The 22,391-nt window shown below is 43.7% G+C and carries 20 protein-coding genes and 1 pseudogene; 13 read left to right on the top strand and 8 right to left on the bottom strand.

Annotated elements, in window-relative coordinates; genetic code table 11:
- The first annotated feature begins 76 nt into the window (after positions 1 to 76).
- Complete coding sequence (locus JFC08_RS04435; RefSeq protein WP_198329854.1) at positions 77 to 2,557, top strand: site-specific recombinase; 2,481 nt, start codon at positions 77 to 79, stop codon at positions 2,555 to 2,557.
- Between the two features lie 102 nt (positions 2,558 to 2,659).
- Here the strand turns inward: JFC08_RS04435 and JFC08_RS04430 are convergent, their stop codons facing one another.
- The 3 genes from JFC08_RS04430 to pdxA all read right to left on the bottom strand — a co-directional run bounded on the left by JFC08_RS04430 (position 2,660) and on the right by pdxA (position 6,444).
- A complete protein-coding gene (locus JFC08_RS04430) occupies positions 2,660 to 3,502 on the bottom strand; it encodes a symmetrical bis(5'-nucleosyl)-tetraphosphatase (RefSeq protein WP_198329853.1) in 843 nt (280 codons plus the stop codon).
- 96 nt (positions 3,503 to 3,598) lie between these two features.
- Complete coding sequence (rsmA, locus tag JFC08_RS04425; protein ID WP_060491043.1) at positions 3,599 to 4,462, bottom strand: 16S rRNA (adenine(1518)-N(6)/adenine(1519)-N(6))-dimethyltransferase RsmA; 864 nt, start codon at positions 4,460 to 4,462, stop codon at positions 3,599 to 3,601.
- 878 nt (positions 4,463 to 5,340) lie between these two features.
- Positions 5,341 to 6,444: a 4-hydroxythreonine-4-phosphate dehydrogenase PdxA gene (gene pdxA / locus JFC08_RS04420; RefSeq protein WP_198329957.1), complete on the bottom strand. Its 1,104-nt coding sequence runs from the start codon at positions 6,442 to 6,444 to the stop codon at positions 5,341 to 5,343.
- Between the two features lie 347 nt (positions 6,445 to 6,791).
- Between pdxA and dnaB the strand changes: the two genes are divergently transcribed.
- The 3 genes from dnaB (at position 6,792) to argF (ending at position 10,573) form a co-directional block, all read left to right on the top strand.
- Positions 6,792 to 8,195, top strand: coding sequence for a replicative DNA helicase (dnaB, locus tag JFC08_RS04415; RefSeq protein WP_087815967.1), 1,404 nt, complete (start codon positions 6,792 to 6,794; stop codon positions 8,193 to 8,195).
- Positions 8,196 to 8,359: 164 nt separating this feature from the next.
- Entirely contained in the window at positions 8,360 to 9,466 is a 1,107-nt protein-coding gene (alr, locus tag JFC08_RS04410; protein ID WP_198329852.1) for an alanine racemase, read from the top strand.
- Positions 9,467 to 9,655: 189 nt separating this feature from the next.
- Positions 9,656 to 10,573 (top strand): ornithine carbamoyltransferase, encoded by a 918-nt coding sequence (gene argF / locus JFC08_RS04405; protein WP_055124903.1) that lies wholly within the window; start codon positions 9,656 to 9,658, stop codon positions 10,571 to 10,573.
- A gap of 132 nt (positions 10,574 to 10,705) precedes the next feature.
- Here argF and rpiA read toward each other — a convergent pair whose 3' ends face one another.
- From rpiA to JFC08_RS04380, 5 genes are all read right to left on the bottom strand, one after another.
- The gene (rpiA, locus tag JFC08_RS04400; RefSeq protein ID WP_198329851.1) at positions 10,706 to 11,365 is read right to left on the bottom strand and encodes a ribose-5-phosphate isomerase RpiA; all 660 of its coding nucleotides are present in this window, start codon (positions 11,363 to 11,365) and stop codon (positions 10,706 to 10,708) included.
- Between the two features lie 139 nt (positions 11,366 to 11,504).
- Entirely contained in the window at positions 11,505 to 12,815 is a 1,311-nt protein-coding gene (locus tag JFC08_RS04395) for an arsenic transporter (RefSeq protein WP_198329850.1), read from the bottom strand.
- 81 nt (positions 12,816 to 12,896) lie between these two features.
- Positions 12,897 to 13,643 carry an arsenical resistance protein ArsH gene (gene arsH / locus JFC08_RS04390; protein ID WP_198329849.1) on the bottom strand — a complete coding sequence of 249 codons (747 nt, stop codon included), beginning with the start codon at positions 13,641 to 13,643 and terminating at the stop codon, positions 12,897 to 12,899.
- Positions 13,633 to 14,037, bottom strand: a complete 405-nt coding sequence (arsC, locus tag JFC08_RS04385; protein WP_198329848.1) for an arsenate reductase (glutaredoxin) — start codon at positions 14,035 to 14,037, stop codon at positions 13,633 to 13,635. The genes arsH and arsC overlap by 11 nt, the downstream gene beginning before the upstream one ends.
- A gap of 125 nt (positions 14,038 to 14,162) precedes the next feature.
- Complete coding sequence (locus tag JFC08_RS04380) at positions 14,163 to 14,537, bottom strand: ArsR/SmtB family transcription factor (RefSeq protein ID WP_198329847.1); 375 nt, start codon at positions 14,535 to 14,537, stop codon at positions 14,163 to 14,165.
- 193 nt (positions 14,538 to 14,730) lie between these two features.
- Here JFC08_RS04380 and ilvA point away from each other — a divergent pair, with 193 nt between their 5' ends.
- The 9 genes and pseudogenes from ilvA (at position 14,731) to JFC08_RS04335 (ending at position 22,304) form a co-directional block, all read left to right on the top strand.
- Entirely contained in the window at positions 14,731 to 16,284 is a 1,554-nt protein-coding gene (gene ilvA, locus JFC08_RS04375) for a threonine ammonia-lyase, biosynthetic (RefSeq protein WP_198329846.1), read from the top strand.
- A 353-nt stretch (positions 16,285 to 16,637) separates the two neighbouring features.
- Positions 16,638 to 16,775: pseudogene (locus JFC08_RS13985) on the top strand (cold shock domain-containing protein); the annotation flags it as partial.
- Positions 16,776 to 16,804: 29 nt separating this feature from the next.
- A complete protein-coding gene (locus JFC08_RS04365; protein WP_198329845.1) occupies positions 16,805 to 17,497 on the top strand; it encodes an FMN-binding negative transcriptional regulator in 693 nt (230 codons plus the stop codon).
- 125 nt (positions 17,498 to 17,622) lie between these two features.
- Positions 17,623 to 18,063: an RNA-binding S4 domain-containing protein gene (locus JFC08_RS04360; RefSeq protein ID WP_198329844.1), complete on the top strand. Its 441-nt coding sequence runs from the start codon at positions 17,623 to 17,625 to the stop codon at positions 18,061 to 18,063.
- A 206-nt stretch (positions 18,064 to 18,269) separates the two neighbouring features.
- Entirely contained in the window at positions 18,270 to 18,767 is a 498-nt protein-coding gene (locus JFC08_RS04355) for a low molecular weight protein-tyrosine-phosphatase (RefSeq protein ID WP_198329843.1), read from the top strand.
- A gap of 134 nt (positions 18,768 to 18,901) precedes the next feature.
- On the top strand, positions 18,902 to 20,008 hold the full coding sequence (gene murB, locus JFC08_RS04350; protein WP_198329955.1) for a UDP-N-acetylmuramate dehydrogenase: 1,107 nt from the start codon (positions 18,902 to 18,904) through the stop codon (positions 20,006 to 20,008).
- The gene (locus JFC08_RS04345; protein ID WP_198329842.1) at positions 19,998 to 20,771 is read left to right on the top strand and encodes a YdcF family protein; all 774 of its coding nucleotides are present in this window, start codon (positions 19,998 to 20,000) and stop codon (positions 20,769 to 20,771) included. The genes murB and JFC08_RS04345 overlap by 11 nt, the downstream gene beginning before the upstream one ends.
- Before the next feature lie 125 nt (positions 20,772 to 20,896).
- Complete coding sequence (gene ccoS, locus JFC08_RS04340; RefSeq protein ID WP_198329841.1) at positions 20,897 to 21,193, top strand: cbb3-type cytochrome oxidase assembly protein CcoS; 297 nt, start codon at positions 20,897 to 20,899, stop codon at positions 21,191 to 21,193.
- A gap of 208 nt (positions 21,194 to 21,401) precedes the next feature.
- Positions 21,402 to 22,304 (top strand): sulfite exporter TauE/SafE family protein, encoded by a 903-nt coding sequence (locus JFC08_RS04335; RefSeq protein ID WP_198329840.1) that lies wholly within the window; start codon positions 21,402 to 21,404, stop codon positions 22,302 to 22,304.
- The last annotated feature ends 87 nt before the right edge of the window (positions 22,305 to 22,391 follow it).

The following is a 22,391-nucleotide window of genomic DNA, read 5'->3' as shown; positions in this document are numbered from 1 at the left end:
GCCATTCAAAGCACTTATATCTTTGCTCATACTCAATAATAACAATGATTGAAATAACCACCACAAGGGATGCAATGTGTCAGAAATAAAACACATTTTACAACAGATTACAGCCTTAAGTGATGTGCCAGATCCTGCGGTACTCAAGCGCCTAATCGATGAGCTACGAGTGAGTGATAAAGAGCCCACATTAGCCAATCAAAACATTCAAGAGCTGATTGACATTTTACGTCAACATCCAGAATATGCAGATGGACTGTCAAGTTTCGTCTTAAAACTGATTATTGAATATCGCCAAATTGCTTTATATACCGATACCGGCATCATGTCGGATCAGGGCTTTTTTAATAGTCTACGTCGCCTTATCGGGCACCGTTTTTTACCGCTATTGCCACAAGAAGATTCTGTCGTAGAATTGGTCGGTTATTTATTTGATAAACGCTCTGATGAGCGCTGGCTTGCCAATATTAAAAAAGACAAATGGGATGAACTGGTTGAGCTACTCAAAGTCGATGAGCAGCATTTAAACTTAGTTGCGACAGCAAAAAACAGTATTTTGAACGCGATTATCATTTTGTCATACCGTATCAGCGGTATTGGCTTGCATCCAGATTTGATGGAATTTTATCCGCAAATGCTGAATTATTCAGCGTCATTTGTGGCACAAAATCAAGAGGCGGTCTTATACGTCAATCAGTACCGAGAAGCGCATGAGCTTGATACTTTAACGGATATCACGCCCGAAAAAGCGGTAGATCCTGCGCCGTTACTGGTCATGATTGAACAATGCGAAGATATCGTTGCCACCATACGCAAGCGCATTTATAAAACGGGAATCTCTATTCGCCTGACCAACATGATGCTGCGTTTAGACCAAAGCTTGCAGCGTATGCGCATCTTAACTGAACTGGTAGCAGATAATTATGATAAGCGCGATCAGGCGCTCATTGAGTTGATTCAAGCGCTGATTACCACTGCGAGCCGCCGTTATAGTATTGGATACTTAATTGACAATAATACCAAGCTGCTGTCGCGCAAAGTCACTGAAAATGCCAGCCGCGTGGGTGAACATTATATTAGTACCGATAAATCGGGTTACCAAAAAATGTTCAAGAAAGCCTCTATCGGTGGTTTTATTATTGCTTTTATGGCAACGCTTAAGATATTAGCCTATAACCTAGCCCTCGCACCGATGGGACGCGCCTTTGTAAATAGTATGATTTATGGATTGGGTTTTGTCTTTATCCATATCGTTCATGGTACGGTTGCTACCAAGCAGCCTGCTATGACGGCGGCGGCAATCGCCTCTACTATCTCGGACGGTTCTGGCAAAAAGTCACACCAGTTAAATAAACTATCAGAATTGGTGGTCGATATTTTACGTACCCAATTTGTGGCGATTATGGGTAATATCATGCTAGCGATACCAGTCGCTCTGATTATCTCTTTTGCATGGCTACAATATACTGGTGCGCCGATGATCAATACCGATAAGGCTGCACACTTACTGCATGATCTTGACCCCTTTCACTCACTGGCATTGCCCCACGCGGCCATTGCTGGCGTCTATTTATTTTTATCGGGTCTTATTGCTGGTTACTACGATAACTTGGCAGTCTACAACCAAATCGGTGCCCGTATTCAGCGCCACAAGCTACTTCAATACCTACTACCAAAAAGTTGGTTACAGCGTTTAGGCGGTTTTATAGAAGCCAACCTTGGCGCCATTATGGGCAATTTCTTGTTCGGGGTGTTCTTAGGTAGTACTGCAACAATTGGCTATTTATTTGGCTTACCGATTGATATTCGCCACATTGCGTTTGCCTCGGCGAATTTGGCGCATGGACTGTTTAATATATCTGCCAACCAGTGGGATTGGCAGATTGTGTTTATCTCTATTTTAGGCGTTGCCCTTATCGGCATGGTGAACCTCATGGTCAGCTTTTCGCTCGCCTTATTTGTGGCACTACGCTCTAAAGAAGTCAAATTCATGGAATGGAGCCGTTTAACCAAGCAGCTTTTCAGCCATATGCTTACCCATCCTTCAGACTTTTTCTGGCCACGTGATAAGCCAATGAAGTATGCTCGTATCGACAGCCAAGGACATATGATTTTTGACGATACCAGCGCTCATAAAGGAGGACAAACTATTCCCAATAATTATGTCGTGCGCCGTTTGTCTGATGTAAAAATCCTACCTAAATCCAAGCAAAAAAGCATGCAAAATGAACAGGCTATCACAGATATAGATTACGATAATAACATCTCAAATGCTGACACTGACGCTGCGCTAAAAAGTCGGGAAACACACAGCACCACCAATCATATCAGTACCAAAAAAACCATTGAGCTCGATGATGGGCTGATAGATGAGGAGCTCAATAGCGTTCCTTATAGTAGTGATATTCAATATGATAAAGCGCATAACGCCTTTACTGAGGGTAATGAGACGACTGCCCATCTTGAAAACGATAACAGCAACCCTGAAAATAAGGCCACAGGCGATGCTAAAACCTCACTACCTAAACCCAAAAAACCACCGAACCTACCCAGCTAATGGGAAGGTTTTGGTGGTTTAACAAATCGTTTGGATAAGCCAAATAGTTGCGGCGTGCCCTCATCTTAAAAACGGAGATAGAAATGAGCCCATGCCCTAATATTATGTTTCTGGCTGTAAGCAGTGCGCACTTGACCTGATGATTTTTCCATCACTCAAGCGATAAGCCAATAGATCATTACCCCAAACGCAGCCGCCGTCAAGTGCACGCGCATACGGTAAGTCTACCTCACCTTTCAGCGCTGCCCAATGCCCAAATAATACCTTGCGAGTCCGCGGTACTTGCCATTCAAACCAAGGCAAAAAACCCTCTGGCATAGACGCTTCTAACCCTGCTGCAAAGCTAAATTCTAACGTGCCATCTGGTTTGCACAGCCGCATGCGAGTGAAATAATTGGCAATTGCACGCATTTTGGTAAAGCCGCTAATATCTGGATGCCAGTCATCAGCAGTCTTGCTATATAAATTCGGCAATAGACGATCCAGCTGTTTTAAACTACTTTGCAATTGTGACTCTAACTGCTGCGCGTGATTTGCGGCCGCCTCAACCGTCCAATGCGGTGGAATGCCAGCATGAACCAATACCGTCTGCTCATCAGGAAAAGCCAATACTGGCTGATGACGTAGCCATTCAAGCAGTTCATCACAATCATCGGCAGCAAAAATAGGCGCTGTCTGATCCTTTTTTTTAATCTTTGCCGCACCGCGCCAGACAGCGATCAAATTGATATCATGATTGCCGAGTACTGTCGCGGCTGCCCCTTGCTCGCAAAGTGCTTTGACATGACGCAAGGTACTTAACGAGTCTTCACCACGTGCCACCAAGTCCCCTGCAAACCATAGCTTGTCTTGTGCAGGATCAAAATCCAATATTTCAAGTAAATGAAGGTATGCCGCATAGCAACCTTGCAGGTCACCGATGACATACTGATGGCGAAATCTCATAAATCCTCAGTGTCTTTACGTGATAGTTATATGTGAAAATCTTATATCGTCATTTCCATATAAATGTCTTTGACGACGAATCGGCAGTAACTCGATTTAAACCTCTACTTTACGCGCTTGATTACTCAAATTCACAAAATCCTTCACACTTAAGACTTCAGGACGTGCTTGTGGGTCGATGCTACACGCTGCAAAATCTTCTTCGCTCAATGTCGGTAGCAACGTTGATTTTTTAAAGATGGCACGTAGCGTCTTACGACGATGGTTAAAGGTTTCACGTACCACAAGCGCGAAATACTCTTCGTCCTCCGCGACGACTGGCTTAATGATATGCGGCGTCAAACGAAAAACCGCACTGGTTACTTTTGGTGGCGGATTAAAAGCACCACGTGGTACGGTCAGTAGATAATCGGTATGGCAGTGATACTGCATAATGACAGATAGGCGACCATAAGTTTTGCTACCGACATCCGCCGTAATACGCTCGACCACTTCTTTTTGCAGCATAAAGTGCATGTCTTGAATCACATCGGCATAACTGAGCAAATGAAATAAGATAGGCGTAGAAATATTATACGGCAGATTACCAACCACACGGAGCTTGCCACGCTCATCGCTATACAGCTCGCGATAGTCGACATGCATGGCATTGTCTTTGATGATCGTAAAGTTTGGATGGCTGTTGGCACCGATACGAATACGCAGGCTATCTGCCAAATCACGATCCAGCTCGACCACAGTCATCGCATCTACTTCTGCCAATAATGGCTCAGTCAGTGCGCCCATCCCTGGCCCAATCTCAATCAAATTGTCATCGCGCTCTAAGCGAATGCTCTCAACAATCTCACGGATGACACTGCGATCATGTAAGAAGTTTTGACCAAAGCGCTTACGCGGTTGGTGTTTGGCAGCGCGTAGGCTGTTGGTAATAGACTGGGCATCAAACGAAATTTTGGACATAAAAAAGTCTTAATGGGTAAAAGATAAATGGGCTATAGCGCTATGGCAGCAATGTGCTGGTTTTATATGCGCTTTTATTGGCTCGTTTTGTAATACGAATTATACCACAGCTCGTAAATTTGCTGTATTTTTGAGATATTTTATTGTTAAACCACCCATACATTAGCGCAACCGACGCAGAGCCTTTTTTGTTCTTAAACCATTGATACTATTAGTCTACAGGATAAAGTTCAAGTCCTCACTAAACAACCGCCCTTATTCATATAAGAGTGATTATATTTGATGAGCGTATTAGTAAGCATTTAATCTAAATGGCTGTTACACAGAATATGGGATGGTCTCATTAACCTTAGTCTGTCCAGCTCAAACATTTATCTCCGTTTCTAATGAGATAAGCTTTAATTTGAAAATTATAATATTTAGCGTATAAATCCACTGAAGTATTGAATTGATGCTGCTTATAAGTTTCATATCCATGTGACGTTCCTCTTATTGGAACAATATTTTCATCGCTAACGCACCCTCGCTTTATTTCGGGAGTGTAGGGACCACCACTGTAAGTGGCATAAACGTGTAAATCACCCTTCGAAATAGCTTTCAGAGCATCAGCTGTAGGATCTGCACTGTATAGGTAATCCAAACTGAATGGTTGTTCTACTTCACTACTACAAGCTGATGCTAAGCAAAGAAACAAAAGTAGTATAAGTGATCTAATTACCAAAACCTTCTCCATCTTCTTTGCTTGGATGACGAGTAATAGAATTTTTGTATAATGGAACCACTTATATCAGGGTATGTTCAATGATTTATAAATGGTCATTATTTACGATAAAGCTAACCAATAAATACTGCGTGATAAATGTCGCTAAGGCACCGACTTATGCAAGCGGTCTATTAATAAGCGATTTATCTGCCATCTCGTTTGCCATTGATAGTGCTTGATATAAGCTAGTCGCACTCGCCCCGCCGCTTCCTGCCAAGTCTAGTGCCGTGCCGTGATCAACCGAGGTACGGATATACGGCAGTCCTAAAGTAAGATTGACGGTATCACCAAAACCATGTGATTTCAGCACCGGCAACCCCTGATCATGATACATAGCAATCACCGCATCACAGTTGGCTAGATGTCTGGGTGTAAATAAAGTATCCGCTGGCATCGCCTCTGATATATCGACGCCTACATCGATGAACTCTTGCAACACTGGATTGATAATCTCAATCTCCTCGACGCCTAAATGCCCACCCTCGCCTGCATGTGGATTAAGACCACAGACTAAAATACGTGGCTGCGTTAAGCCAAATTTTGCTTTCATCTCATCGACGACAATTTGTACGGTCTGGCGTACATTGTCAGACGTGATTGCAGCAGGGATATCTTTTAGCGGTAAATGAGTGGTAACAAGCGCCACTTTCATGGCTTGATTGGCGAGCATCATAACCACTTTATCACAGCCACTTTGCTGCATAAAAAATTCTGTATGACCGCTAAACATCGTGCCATCTAATAGCTTAATATCAGCTTCTATCAATGCAGACTTTTGCAATGGTCCAGTGACGATAGCCGCCACTATCTTGTTGGTTGCCAACTGATGGGCAATGTCTAACTGCTTAGCGACCATTGCTGAATTGTGCGTGTTAATTTGTCCGCAGAAAACTGGCTCAGCACAAGATATATTAAGCAGAATAAAAGAACTATCCACGTCCGTATCTGGCTGCGACATCTGCTCTACAACGTTAAGATTAAAGTCATTGGCATCGATATCAATATCGATATCAATAGTTTGCCAGATGGGAGGATTTTTCAATACATCAGCTGCAACCAACTCATCTGCGCGCTTTGTCATAGCGGTGCTATCGGCAGTGACCCAAATTGGACGTTCAAAATCTTGCAATTTACCCTCAGCCGCTAATAGCAGCACGATATCCATCCCAATACCAGCAGGCTCACCAGTTGTGATTAATAATGGCAATTTTTTTTGTATATCTTGCATTGTAACTACGCCTTTATATTTATATTGAGTCGTGAGTTTTATTGTATTTTTTATGGGAAAAATAAGTACTGACACTTATATTGTATAGATGATTTTTTACTTATTACAACCGTCATCTAGAATAGATAGTTGTCTATCGGTGACGAAAAAAGCCTATTATGTGTTAAACTTTCGCTTTTCATTATAGCATTTACCAGTCAAAACCGAGCTCAGGTTTTGGTACTTCAATTATAGTGGCACGTGGCGTTTTATTTGCTGTATCAGCACCCAATGAAACCCTGATGTCACATACCCATTTATACCCTCTTTTATATCGACTTTTGACACATTAGGCAATCATGGCAGACAACGAAAAAACCGACGACTTACTCAATCAGACACCGCCGCACAATATCGACATTGAAAAGGCATTGCTCGCGTCCTTAATGAGTATCGAAGAGGCGTACGACAAGATTGCTGATATCGTTACCAAAGATGATTTTTATGCAGGGCGACATCAGTATATTTTTGATGCTATTGCTCATTTAGCAGCAGTCAACGAACCCTATGATACGGTCATGGTACACGACTGGCTAGAAGCACAAAAACTCCTTAAAAGTGCAGGCGGCGATAGCTACTTGGCAGATATTTTGAGCCAAAGCCCTGCGACCTTGTTTAACCTGACCGCCTATGCTCAGCGCGTCCGTGAACTATCTACTCTACGCCAACTGATTACGACTGGCAATGAGATGCTCACGCTCGCCTATAATCCTAAAGACCAGAGCGTCAGTGATATTTTAGACAGTGTTGAGGGTAAGATATTTAGCATCAATGAGCAGCATAACAAACGCGCTGAACAGCGTGGACCTGTGGGCATTACTGCTGTTTTGACCAACGTTATTGATAAGATTCAAGAGCTAAAATCCAATCCCGATGGCATGATTGGTTTACAGACGCCGTTTGCTGAGTTGAATAATAAAACCCAAGGCTTGCAGGCAGGTGACTTAATCATCGTGGCTGCCCGTCCTTCTATGGGTAAAACCACCTTTGCCATGAACTTGGCAGAAGGGATTTTATTTAACGAAGATCTGCCTGTTGTGGTGTTTTCGATGGAGATGCCTGCTGAGTCTATCGTCATGCGTTTGCTGTCCTCATGGGGCGCGATTAATCAGACGCATCTGCGTTCTGGGCAAATGAATGAAGATGAATGGGCAAAAATGATGAACGCCATTCAGCACTTGCAATCAAAGCATCTCTATATTGATGATAGTACAGCGCTGCCACCCTCTGAGATGCGTTCACGCTGCCGCCGTATCGCCAAAAATCATGATGGCAAGCTTGGCGCTATCGTCGTCGATTATCTCCAGTTGATGAAAGTGCCAAACCTAGATGGCAACCGTGTTGGGGAAATCTCTGAGATTTCTCGTAGTTTAAAAGCCTTAGCACGTGAGCTTGAATGCCCTGTTATCGCTTTGTCGCAGCTTAACCGTAGTCTAGAAAACCGCCCTAACAAGCGTCCTATCATGTCGGATTTGCGGGAATCGGGTGCGATTGAGCAGGATGCCGATTTGATTATGTTCATCTATCGTGATGAGGTTTATAATGAGAATACAGACCACAAAGGCGTGGCTGAAATCATTATTGGTAAGCAGCGTAACGGCCCTATCGGCACCATACGTTTGGGCTTTGAAGGGCAATTTACCCGCTTTATTAACCTAACACCAGAATACTATCAAAACGTTAGTTTCGAGAACGACGAGTAATCAATCTTATAAAATTTTAGCCTAATAAAGCTGAGCCTGATAAAGACTAAAGCTTAATCATAAGCGAACAAATAGTTTTTAATAAAATAGCCAGTGCTGCATTAGCCCAATTGATGCAGTACTGGCTTTATAATTTCATAATTCTACTTATAAAGAAGCCAATTATGCGTACTATCACAATCAAACCACAAGCCATTACTCACAACTTAAACCAAGTTAAGAAAATGGCACCAAACTCTAAAGTCCTGGCCATGGTCAAGTCCAATGCTTATGGTCATGGCGTGGCAGCGGTATTGCCTGCATTGCAACAAGCAGACGGTGTTGGTGTTGCGACCTTGACTGAGGCGTTAGAAGCTCGGCAGTTAGGCTGGGACAAAACGATTGGTTTGATTGAAGGGGCATTTACCGATAATGAGTGGCAGCAAGCCATTGAGCATGATATTAGCTGCGTGATTCACCATGCGCCGCAATTGCAGTGGGCACTCGACAATATTCCACCAGCTAATAGTGCGACCAGAGTGGTTTGGCTTAAATATAATACTGGTATGAACCGTCTAGGCTTCAACGCTGAAGGTGTTATGGCAGCGGCTAAGCGTCTGCATGAAGCGGGATATCAGCTGATACTAACCACGCATTTTGCTAATGCCGATGACAACACTCATCCATTAAACTCAATGCAAATTCAACGTTTTTCAGATGTATTAAGCACTTTGCAAGAGACTGTTAGCAACGATATCAAAGGCTCATTATGCAATTCATCCGGTATCGTCAATTTTCCAGAGCATCATTATGATTGGGTACGTCCCGGCATTATTTTATATGGTAGCGCCCCTGTCATTGATAAAAGCGCGCATGAGTTAGACTTACAGCCAGCGATGGATTTCAGCGCACAAATTATCGCTCTGCAAACAGTTCAGGCAGACAATGCTATTGGCTATGGCAGTCGTTGGACAGCGCAGAAAGACACTAGAACAGCGCTGGTGAGTGTCGGCTACGGTGATGGTTACCCTCGTGTCATCAGCGATGAAGCCTATGTCACTGTTATAGATACTGCCAACGATCAAAGCTACCGATGCGCAGTCATTGGACGCGTGGCAATGGATATGATTGTCATTGATGTCAGTACCGCGCCAAAAGACATTGCGTTAGACAGCAAAGTAATACTGTGGGGCGATGCCCCGCACGTCGATGAAGTCGCCGCACATGCAGGTACGATTAGCTATGAGCTACTATGCCGCCTAAGCATTCGCCCAAATCGCATACAAGTATAATTATGCTGACCTCGTCACTGTTCATGTAATGTCTGTTTGCCAGACTTATAAATCACGGCAAATTGGACATTTACATTAAGCCTAATTGCGCTATACTAAAAGTTTGTTGTCACCCCAGTATACGCACTGACGCGATGCTATTAAAGACTGATGACGTTTCACTGACTGCGATCGACTGCTAGGATTACTATGAGTTTGCGCCATTTTTTGACCTTATCTGATTTAACCAAACAAGAACTAGAAAACCTTATAAAACGCGCTAGCGAATTGCGCAAGATGCAACACGCAGGCGAGATATATCAGCCGTTTGTTGGTCGTACGCTTGGCATGATATTTGAAAAATCCTCAACCCGTACGCGCATCTCATTTGAGACGGGTATGGGTCAGTTTGGTGGTAGTGCTATCTTTTTGTCGCCAAATGATACCCAGCTTGGGCGTGGTGAGCCGCTAGAAGACTCCGCTCGTGTCATATCGAGCATGGTCGATATCATCATGATTCGTACCTTTGGTCACGAAAAAGTTGAGACCTTTGCTGAATACTCAAGTGTGCCCATTATCAATGCTTTAACTGACGAATTTCATCCTTGCCAGCTACTGGCTGATATGCAAACCTATTATGAGCACCGTGGAAGTATCGAAAATAAAATCGTTACTTGGGTTGGTGATGGCAATAATATGTGTGCATCGTATATGCAAGCAGCCCATCAGTTTGGCTTTGAGCTACGCGTTGCTGCGCCTTATGGGTTTGAGCCTGACCCTGAGCTGATGAAACGCTTCTCGCATTGCGTCAGTATTGTCGAAAACGTACAAGAAGCCGCGAAAGATTCAAATTTAATTGTCACCGATGTATGGGCAAGCATGGGACAAGAGTCTGAACAAAACACTCGTGCGCGCCGTTTTGCCGCTTATCAAGTAACGCCATCGCTATTGGACAAAGCCGATCCTGAAGTGGTATTTATGCACTGTCTGCCCGCGCATCGTGGTGAGGAGATCTCTCATGATATGCTTGACGACCCACGCTCAGTGGTATGGGATGAAGCAGAGAACCGCTTACATGCGCAAAAAGCCTTGATGGAATTTTTGTTAAAAGACAAAATCAAACTTTAAACAATATAGCCATAACCTATTTATGGAAGAGTAAGTACGAAAAAGGCAGACCACACTAAATGTGGTCTGCCTTTTTCGTTTCTGATTAATAACAAGCCATTGCTTAACCGATTTTTAACGAGTAAGTATTTTTTAACGAATAAGTGTCGTCACACCATTACTACCTGCTTTAAGCAATACATCAGCTTGATTGGCTGCAAATATACCATTACACACCACACCCACGATATTATTCAGCTCTTTTTCAAGCTCTATTGGATTACTCACATCCAAATCATAAGTATCTAAGATAACATTACCATAATCAGTCACAAAATCTTCGCGGTAAACTGGCTCACCGCCCATACGGGCTAATTGCCGTGCAACATAAGAACGTGCTTGCGGCAGTACCTCAATCGGAACAGGAAACTCGCGACCTAGCACCTCAACGCTTTTGCTCTCATCAACCATACATATAAATTTGTTAGAAGCCGCTGCCACGATTTTTTCACGAGTGAGCGCGCCGCCGCCGCCTTTTATCAATTGCAAATGCTCATTGACCTCATCTGCCCCATCGATATAAATATCAAGCGTACCAGCAAAATTCAAATCAACGATTTCAATACCAAGGGCACGAAGTTTGTCTTCAGTGACCTGTGAGCTAGCCACCGCGCCAGCAAGCTTTACAGTTGGCAATAATTCAATCAAACAGTTGACCGTACTGCCTGTACCTACTCCAAGTATCATGTCATCTTCGATATAACTTAGAGCCGCTTTGGCTGCGGCTTGCTTTTGTGCTTGCTGATCACTCATCATAAATCCTTGGCAAAATAAACGTATCGCTTTAAAAAAAGTAAAGGGTAAAAAGGTAAAATGCGCCGCCATTATACCCGATGAGTTTAATGAATGTCTTGCGATTAGCGTGGCTATTACGCTGACATTGATTCAAATTTTAAAATGAAGACAGATAAGGCAACCAAACAACCAAAGCCAGTAGCGTGACCAATAGTACGGGCGGGGTAATGAGCAGTCCAATCTTCATATACTGCCCCCAACTGATTTTATAGTCTTTTTCTGCCAATACATGGAGCCACAATAAAGTCGCAAGGCTACCGATAGGTGTGAATTTCGGCCCCAAATCATTACCAATCACATTGGCATAAATCATGAGCTCTCGAGTGGCAGCAGGTACTTGCGCGCTATCAATCGCCAGTGCACCAACCAAAGTAGACGGCATATTATTCATAACAGAGGCTACAATAGCAGAGAGGAATCCAGTTCCTACTGTTGCGATGACCGTACCCTGCTGCCCTAGCCAATTCAATACTTGAGCACCATAGGCTGTTAACCCTGCATTTCCCAAGCCATAAACCACCAAGTACATACCGATGGAAAATAATACTATTTGCCAAGGTGCTTGACGCAGGATATCGGATACAGAAACAATGGCATCACGACCCCCTTGCCACCAGCGACCTGCGATAGCCATTAACAGTAACGCCGCCACTCCTGTCACCAAGGAAATGGCAATGCCCAATGACTCAGTCGTAAAGTAGGCAATAAGTAGCAACGCGAGCAGTGGAAAGGCCACTTTAAAGACCAGCGGATCTTCAATCGCAGACTCGGGCGCACTCAAATCAGCAATGGAGTAGTGTTTTGGAATGTGCCGCGCATAGACCACCCATAATACGGCCAGCGTCGCCAATACAGAAACAATATTGACCGGTATCATCACTGCTGCATAACGGCCAAAACCAATGTCAAAATAATTGGCACTAACAATATTGACCAGATTAGAAGTGACTAACGGCAGACTTGCGGTATCAGCAATGAAACCTGTTGCGATAATGAAAGCCAAAGCAGATGGTGGTGAGAATTTGAGACGCAGTAAGATAGCGATGACAATCGGTGTCAGTAGCAATGCTGCCCCATCATTGGCAAAAAACGCCGAGATAAACGCGCCTAAAATCACAATCATAGGAAACAGCAAACGTCCTTGCCCATTGCCTAGCCTAGCCACATGCAATGCTGCCCAGCCAAAAAATCCTGCTTTATCTAAGATAAGCGAGATAATGATAAGCGCTACAAAGGTAAAAGTCGCATCCCAAACGATGTCCCACACAATGCCAATATCGGAGAGCTTTACCACGCCAAAAGCCAAGGCTATCAACGCACCACCCATTGCACTCCAGCCAATACCCAGTCCTTTGGGCTGCCATATCACTAAAACCAAAGTCACGATAAAGATAGTTAATGCCAGCATTGGGTAACCTTTTTAGGCTTAATTATTATAAGAACAATTATGTAAGAGCAAGTATTAGAAAATGAATGATGAGAGGATACATTAGAGTGATTTTTGATTGACGCGTTTCGATAGTTCTTCAGTGCTTTCTACCCGTTCAGAGTAGCGATCGGTCAGATAAGCTGAGCGTCCACGAGTCAACCACGTGAATTTCACTAACTCCTCACAAACATCCACGAGACGTAAATATAAAGGAGACTTATCCATACGATCATCGTCGTTAAATTCCAAAAAGGCCTTAGGAATAGAGGACTGATTAGGTATGGTAATCATCCGCATCCAACGACCCAGAATGCGCAATTGGTTGACCGTATTGAAGCTTTGGCTACCACCACTGACTTGCATCACTGCCAAAGTTTTGCCTTGGGTTGGACGTACACCACCTAATGATAATGGAATCCAGTCAATTTGTGCTTTCATAATACTGGTCATACTGCCATGACGCTCTGGGCTCACCCACAGCATACCTTCTGACCACTGCGCCAACTCTCGCAGCTCTTGTACTTTTGGATGATCGGCATCAGCAGCATCAGGCAATGGTAACCCCGTCGGATCAAAAGTTCGAACCTCACAACCATACCAACGCAATAGACGGCTCGCTTCTTCACTGGCCAGTTTAGAGAATGAGCGCTGGCGTAGAGAGCCATATAGCACCAATATTCTTGGCGCATGGCGCGGGTCATGTGTACCAATTAAAGACTCAATATCGATAGGCTGTATACTGTCTGCATCAATATTGGGCAAATCACCCAAATCGACTACATCTAAATCTGCTGTGTTATTTGCCATGATAAACCACTTCCCCATCTTCTTTAGTGAAGCTACTGACAGGATTCTCTAATAATTCAAATACGCGTTCTGAGGGGCGGCATAATGCCGCGCCTTTATTGGTGACCACGATAGGACGATTGATTAAAATGGGATGGGCAATCATCGCATCAATGATTTGATCGTCAGACAGTTCAGAATTGTCTAATCCTAGCTCATCATTGACAGGCTCTTTGCTTCGTAACAGCTCTCTTGGTGAAAGGTTTATCTTTGCCAACAGCTCAACTAAATAATCACGGCTTGGCGGGGTTTTAAGATATTCAATCACTTCTGGATTTTCGCCTGATGCTTTCATGATGGCCAATGTATTGCGAGACGTACCGCATTTTGGATTGTGAAAAATTAGTGATGTCATAGTAATTTTACCTATATTTATGAATATTCTTAGGGTATGTCCTCAATCTTAAAAAAATTGACTAAATGAGCTAAAAATGAGGACACGCCCTAGTAGTAAAGAGATTTATTAAATCAGGTATGGGCTTACTGATTGTTTGAAAGACTGTCTGCATCAGCAGGTTTAGCACGCTCACATCCGCTCAAACTGTCCATAAGAGACGCACATAATTCTGGATGTCCTGCACAACAATCTTGCAATAGAAACTGAATAACCTCCTCCATATGTGACAGTGAGGCGCGATAAATTATCTGCCGACTATGCCGTTGAGACACCACCCACCCTGCACGAGCCAGCACCGATAAATGTGCTGACATCGTATTATGTGGCACAGACAGTTGACGAGCAATTTCACCTGCTGGCAGACCAACGGGCTCTTGGCTGACGAGCAACCTAAAGGCCTTGAGACGAGTATCTTGAGAGAGCGCAGCAAAGCTGGCGATAGCATTAGTTATTTCCATATTTCCAATAATACAGACATATGGAAATAATTCAATATTTTATTTAAATAATATTGAGATACCCCCCCCTATCTTTCATCAAAAATTGAAATCGCTGCAAAAACTGCAATAGGGTCTTGCAAGACCGTTAAAATCAGCATAGGCTAATCTATTTAATTTTTCTATTCATCCACACTTTTTATTAGGGAACATTATGCTGTCACATTGGGTACGAGCCATCTTGCAAGCCACCGTCTATGACGTGGCAATTCAAACACCACTTGAAGCGGCACCCAAGCTGACCCAACGTTTTGCTAATGACATTCGTTTTAAACGCGAAGACTTGCAACCGGTCAAATCCTTTAAATTGCGTGGTGCCTATAATCGAATTAGTCAGTTAAGTGATGAGCAAAAAGTACGCGGCGTCATTTGTGCATCAGCAGGTAATCACGCACAAGGGGTTGCTTACTCCGCCCGTAAACTTGCCCTAAACAATATCATCGTGATGCCGACCACCACCCCTGACATTAAAGTCGATGCCGTTAAAGCACTGGGCGGCAATGTCGATTTGTATGGTGATAGCTTCGATGAAGCCAACCGTTATGCAATCAATCGCGCTGAAACAGAAGGTCTGACCTTTATTCCACCTTACGATGATGAATTGGTGATTGCCGGACAAGGTACCATTGGTCTTGAGCTAACTCAGCAATGGCGCAATATGGATTATGTGTTTGTCGCGGTTGGCGGTGGTGGTCTCATCTCAGGTGTCGCGGCATTCTTAGGTGAAGTTGCGCCGCATGTCAAAGTGATTGCGGTAGAAGCAGAGCAATCAGCTTCTCTTAAAGCGGCGCTTGAAGCCAATGAGCGCGTTAAGCTTGAGCAAGTTGGACTGTTCGTCGATGGCGTGGCAGTTGCTCAAATCGGCGAATTGCCATTTGAAATTGTCCGTATGCAAAAGAGTGATAAATCAGGTCCTTTAGTCGAGCCTGAAGTCGTGACTTGTACCAATGACGAAGTATGCGCGGCGGTTAAAGACATCTTTGAAGAAAATCGCAGTATCGTTGAGCCTGCTGGCGCGTTACCCGTTGCTGGTATGAAAAAATATATCGAAGCCCATAATCTACAAGGTAAAAACTGCGTCGGTATCATTTGCGGTGCCAATATGAACTTTGACCGCCTACGTTATATCGCTGAGCGTACTGAGATTGGTGAGAAAAAAGAAGCCATCTTTGGTGTGACTATTCCTGAGCAGACAGGCGCTTTTTTAAATTTCTGCCGTAGCTTACATGGACGCAATATCACTGAATTTAATTACCGCGCAGATAGTAAAAAATCACCTGACTCTATGGAACCTGCAGCAATATTTGTCGGTATCGCGCTAAAAGAAGGCGACAAAGAGCGCGAAACCATTCGTACGCAATTGGCAGCTGATGGCTATACAGCTCATGATTTGACCGATGATGATATTGCCAAATCACATATCCGCCATTTGATTGGTGGTCATGCGCATGTTGCAAACGAGCAATTATTAAGTGTGGTTTTCCCTGAACGTCCAGGGGCATTGCTGAAGTTTTTAGAAAAACTGGGTGATGACTTTAATATCACTTTGTTTCATTATCGCAATCATGGTGCTGCTGAAGGTCGCGTATTGGTCGGTTTACAAGCGTCTGAAGGTAATTCTCGTCAATTACAAGACGCGTTACTCGATATCGGCTATGACTGCACCATGCTCAATGACAATATTGGTTATCAATTATTTTTGAAATAAAAATAGACTATCAATCCATCAATGGCTGTTTGTTAATCACTAAAAAGCCGCCATTGATGAATGAACAGTGATTATGCATTGGTAGCTTTCATTAATTCATAGCGACCATGATGAGGTGGTAAACCGTGACTCAAAAGATATTGATCTTTGTATTATTACTGGTTTTAGCACTTTTGGGTTATAAGATGCTGCAACCTAAAAACACGACCAGTAGCCCTATCGCTGACGTTGCGACTGATACTTCAATTGACGCCGCTTTTACCTCAACTGATCTGGATGACATACCGCCAACGTACGTCGATTCAGATGCAACGTCAACATCAGTCTCGACAGTAAAACCAGTACTCACGTCGTCAGCATCGAGATTTACCTGTGATGGCAGAAAGCATTGCTCTCAGATGACGTCATGCGCAGAAGCCACTTACTTTGTACAACACTGCACGAATACCAAAATGGATGGTATCCCATGTGAGCAGCAGTGGTGTCGCTGATTTTATATCAAATATAAACTGAGAACAGCATGCATACTCCTGCTATTTTTTCCGAAGAAAACCTAGAAAACATCATTGGGTTTATCGCAGCCAACCCCTTAGCGACCTTAGTTGCTCAAACCAAAGATGGCATCGAAGCCTGCCATATACCGCTCTTCTGGCATAACGATAACTTTATGCCTGATGCTAGTGTTGCTATTGGTGTTGGTTCTGATATTAACTCTAATGCTCAGCACGGCTGTCTTTACGGTCATTTCGGTCGTAAAAATCCTATTTATCAAAACACCTTACCAGATACTGCGTGGTTAATTATTTTTCAAGATTCTGGACACTATATCAGCCCCAACTGGTATCCTAGCAAAGCGAAAACCCATAAAGAAGTGCCCACTTGGAACTATCAAAGTGTTCATATTCAATCCAAAATTGAGCTGCTTGAAGACGCCGATACGCTGAAATGGATATTAGCAACCATGACTGCGCAGCAAGAGGTGCTATCCGACCATCCTTGGTCATTAGATGAGGCACCTGCTACTTATATCGATGCTATGTGCCGAGGGATTATTGGCTTTAAGCTGGCCATCGATTCTATACAAGCCCAATTTAAATTAAGCCAAAATAAAACCGTAGAAAATATCACAGGTGTGATTAATGGTTTATCGCAATTAAAGACAAATGATGCGGCAGAAATGGCTATGAAAGTTGCCAATCAGAATAATGGCTAAGACGAGACTTTCTCTCTTTACCATAAAAATCTATTTTTAAACATTTCGATAGCGCAGGGCTCTTTCAATTTGCAAAAAAGCCACCATTATTATTATCTTACTTTATGGATATCGATGAGGTTTTGATGAGTAAACACAACAAAAACCACAATCAGCCTAACCATAGCCAACCTGATGTCGTGCGTATGCGTCTCGATAAGTGGTTGTGGGCAGCACGATTTTATCGCACTCGCAACCTTGCTAAAGAAGCCATCGAAAGCGGACGGGTACATTATGCGGGTAGCCGCGTAAAGACCAGTAAAGAGATTATGATTGGCGATGAACTACAGATTCGTCAAGGCTCAGCCACTGCCATGACTGAAAAGACCGTCGTCGTTGAAGCACTAACGGCGCAACGTGGTAATGCGCTCGCTGCTGAAGTCTTGTATTCAGAGACTGAAGAAAGCAAAGAGCGCCGCGCTTATCATGCTGAGCAGCGCAAACTTGCCAATCTTGCACGGCCTGATAATAAACCCAACAAAAAAGAGCGCCGTGACCTTCAACGCTTTAAGCACAAACAAGAATAAGCTGGTCAAAGTGCGACCTTAGATTATAAATAATATCATCGAAAATTCGTGAACAGATGACCATATTGTTTAGCTTCTACTCTTGCCATTCAAGGCATTAACCGTTACGCTGACAGCCGATTTACTTAATTAATTGCATGCTAATAAAAGCCGCACTAACATGCCGATCTCTTATAGCATGTTTTTTTGTTATACAAGGTCATATTATGCTGATGAAAACCTGTACTCCGTCTTCTGTATTATTGGTTTGTTTGGGAAGTATTTGCCGATCACCAACGGCTGAAGAAGTCTTTCGTCAGCAAGCAGCGATTGCTGGATTGTCAATCAAAGTAGATTCAGCAGGAACGAGTGACTCGCATATTGGTCATGCGCCCGACACTCGCTCGCAACGCCATGCAAAAGCGCATGGTTATAAAATCAATAAACTGGTCGCTCGCCAAGTCAGTGCCGATGACTTTCGTAATTTTGATTTAATTCTAGCGATGGATACACAGAATTTAGCTGATTTACAAGCCATCAAAGACAGCTTGATAGAGACAGAAGATAATTTGGCCAAGTTGGCTTTATTTAGTGAAGAAGATCCTACTTATGGCGGCGACGATGTGCCAGATCCTTATAAAGGCGATGGCGATGACTTTGAAGAGGTAATTGAGCGTATTGAGTCAAGCGCACAAGCGTGGATTGAAAGCTGGAAAGCTTGCTAACGATAAAGCTAACTTTCTGCCACCTTTGTGTCTTTCATCCTTTATAATAAACACTGTGTAATCCATTATCTATCTGCCACATGGGCTATGTTATGACCTCAGTTTCACACTTGGATTCTAGTACTCAATTTGCCATGACCACTGATTTGCCAGCGAGCTTATTGACCCGTGAATTAGTCGATTTGTCACATGGTAATACCATGTCCTTAGCCTGTGTCGCGGATACTGTCGTGACACTGACGGCTGAAGCACAGCTTGACGATTTTATGGCAAATTATACAAAAGACATAGCGCAAAATAAGCCATTATTTGTGTTGTCTGGCGGCAGTAATGTGTTATTGCCAGCGCATCTGAATGCTATCGTATTGCAGCCCCAAATGCGCGGTATCAGCCTAACCGCTCAGACAGATAGCCACGTCGATATCGCAGTAATGGCAGGTGAAAACTGGCATGACTTGGTGGTATATACGGTCAGTCAAGGTTGGTATGGGCTAGAAAATCTGGCACTAATCCCAGGGCTAACTGGTGCGGCACCCGTACAAAATATCGGTGCCTATGGTGTCCAACTAGAAGACTGCTTACAGTATGTACGAGCCTATCACTTACCCACTCAAACTTGGCATCATCTCACAGCTGCCAACTGCGAGTTTGGCTATCGTGACAGCATTTTTAAACGTGCGCCTAATACCTGGCTAATCAGCTGTGTTGGATTCAGATTACATACCGATGCAACCAAAATCCTAGCCAGCTATGGTGATGTGCAAACTGTTGCACAACGCTATGCCGAGCAAGACGATCGTACGCAGCCAGTGCCTGCGGATATCATGCAAGCGATTATCGATATTCGCCAACAAAAACTCCCTAATCCCAAACAACTGCCAAATTGTGGTAGCTTTTTTCAAAACCCCATTATTCCTCAATCGCACTTTACTGCTTTACAATCGACCTACCCTACTATCGTCGGCTACGCTATGCCTGATGCCATGGTAAAGGTTGCAGCAGGCTGGTTGATTGAACAGACAGGCTTGAAAGGTGGTGGTATTGCACCGATTGTCACCCATCAGCAGCAAGCCTTGGTGCTGACCAATCATGCCCCTTATTACGCCACTCAAGATGATGTAGCAGATGCCCAACGACATATCGTCGATACGGTTTATGAAAAATTTGCGATTCAGTTAGCGCGTGAGCCAGTTTGGGTAAATACTGACGGCTCTATTGGGTATGATGAGCATGTGGTCTAAGCGGCTATTATCTAAGCGACTATGGCGTTATTACTTGCGTTCAGCTGAGCGTATGATAAAGCTATTTCGCATTATCAATATTACCTTTTTACTTGGTTCAACGACTGTTATTTTAGTACTCATCAGCCTATTCACGCCGCTGTTCTCCCAAGCGATTGTTTATCTATTTACGCTTTTGCCATTGCCCAGCCTACCCTCTGCTGCCTTGAGTTCACCGCCTACCGCTTATGTGGTGTTAGGCGGCGGACTAACCAATGATCATGACAATCAAATTATTCTTAATAGCTACAGCCTCAACCGCGCCCGTACCGCTGCCAGCGCTTATCACGACTTACCCCTACCTATTGTGCTAAGCGGTGCTGAAGCGCCGTGGCTTGGTCAATGGCTCATTGAGCATGGTATTGATGGGCTGATAAGCGAAAATGCCAGTATGAATACCTGCGAAAATGCGCGTTTTACTGCCAAACGTATTCCACTTCGTCATGTGTATCTCATTACTGACAGCTACCATATGGCACGTGCTCGTAGACAGTTTGCCTTAAACGGTATCAATAGCACACCACTTAGCGCCCCTTTACCAGTGAGCCGTGACTGGATGAAACCTGCGCAAAACTTAAGTCATTCTCGACGCGCTGTTTATGAAGTTGCCGCTTATTTACGCGATGTGATACGTCCTCAAATGAATTGTCGTCATGCCAACGACGTGACCTCACAGCAGCTGTTAACTCCTAGAGGTAACGCAGCAAAAAAAACTGACGAATAGAATTCAATACAAGCAGGTAGCCAATTCAATATCTTTTGAGAACTTACCCTAATCACTACCGGTCATCCACTATACTTGTGATGAGTGTATAATAATAAAAGAAAATGCTATTTAAGAGAGTTACCATGCTCAGTATATTTTTGTTAATTCCATTAAGTCTCATGCTGTTTGTGGTTGCCATTTGGGCGGTACGCTATGCGGTCAAATCAAATCAGTTTGAAGATTTGGACAATGCATCACAGCGCATCATATTGGATGATCGCCAAGAGCGACGGCAAACCATACAGGCTCATGATTACTCAGCGCCTATTTCACAGAATGACGATACCACAGCGACTGATATAATCGCTGATGATAAGGTGAGCCATCCTGATATAGAGTCAATCGATCATGCTGACCTTGATAAACAGCCAAAAATCTAGCATTGAGCCACTTTATCTATAGTAGAAGCTATTAAAAGTGTGAATATATGGCAACCGAGCGCAAATATTACGACTGAGTACATTGAACAAGGTGGATGCCATAACCACTTATCAAGGCTTGTACTATCTGTGCAACCTACTGTTAAGTGTTAGTTAAACGCCGATTGTATGCGTAGGTTTGCTTTTCATTTTTTAGGAGAATCGCCCCATGACCACCGCTTTACTTGTTGCGGCACTACTGATGGGATTTTTTGGTTCACCGCATTGCTTAGGCATGTGTGGCGGTCTGGTGACAGCATTTGGGCTATCGATGAAAGACGTCAGCCCTACCAAACGCCGTGCTCTTGTGGCAACTTACCATTTAGGTCGTTTGACCAGTTACGCATTTTTGGGTTTGATAGCAGGATTGATTGGCACCACTGTACTAGAGCCCTTAATGAAAGGTAATAGTACGCCACGTATCTTGCTAGGCTTGGTGTTAGTATTCGTCGGCGTGACCATGCTTGGCGCACCATTTTTAAAAAATCTTGAGCGTTTTGGTATGCGATTTTGGCAATATCTCAGCCCACTTCGTCAAAAAGTATTTCCACTCAATACCTTTCCGCGAGCATTAACGGCTGGACTGCTTTGGGGATTTTTGCCTTGCGGATTGGTTTATGGTGCATTATTACTTGCAGTGGTCGCTCACAATCCACTAAGCGGTGCTGCACTCATGTTTGTGTTTGGCTTAGGAACAGTACCGATGCTAGTCGCCACGCACGAAACCGTTGGTTGGTTACGTGACAAGATTGGACGTTTTCGCTTGAGACAGCTTAATGGCGCTGTCATGGTATTATCTGGCTTAGCCGTTGTGTTTGTCCCTATAGCAATGTCTAGCATGCATGGGGGGCATGATATGTCCAATATGCAAGGCGATCATATGCAAATGAGCGATTCAGAAATGATGGATATGCCGATGGATACAAATATGGATCACAGCAGCCATAATATGATGCCAACTGATAACAGCACAACTCCCCAAGGTATGGATCATAGTATGCATGATATGAGTGACGGCGCGATCAACACGAACCACGATGAACATTCTGAAATGATGGAACAAGCTCAATAGAATCATCGATAATAGATATTGTTAAAATATAAAATCATTTAACATCAAAATCTGCCATATAAAAAAGCCCTCAACATCAACCATGAT

This window comes from Psychrobacter cibarius (assembly GCF_016107535.1).
Taxonomy (GTDB): Bacteria; Pseudomonadota; Gammaproteobacteria; order Pseudomonadales; family Moraxellaceae; genus Psychrobacter; species Psychrobacter cibarius.
Note: the sequence above shows the minus strand (reverse complement) of the source record. Positions and strands in the feature narration are given on the sequence as shown.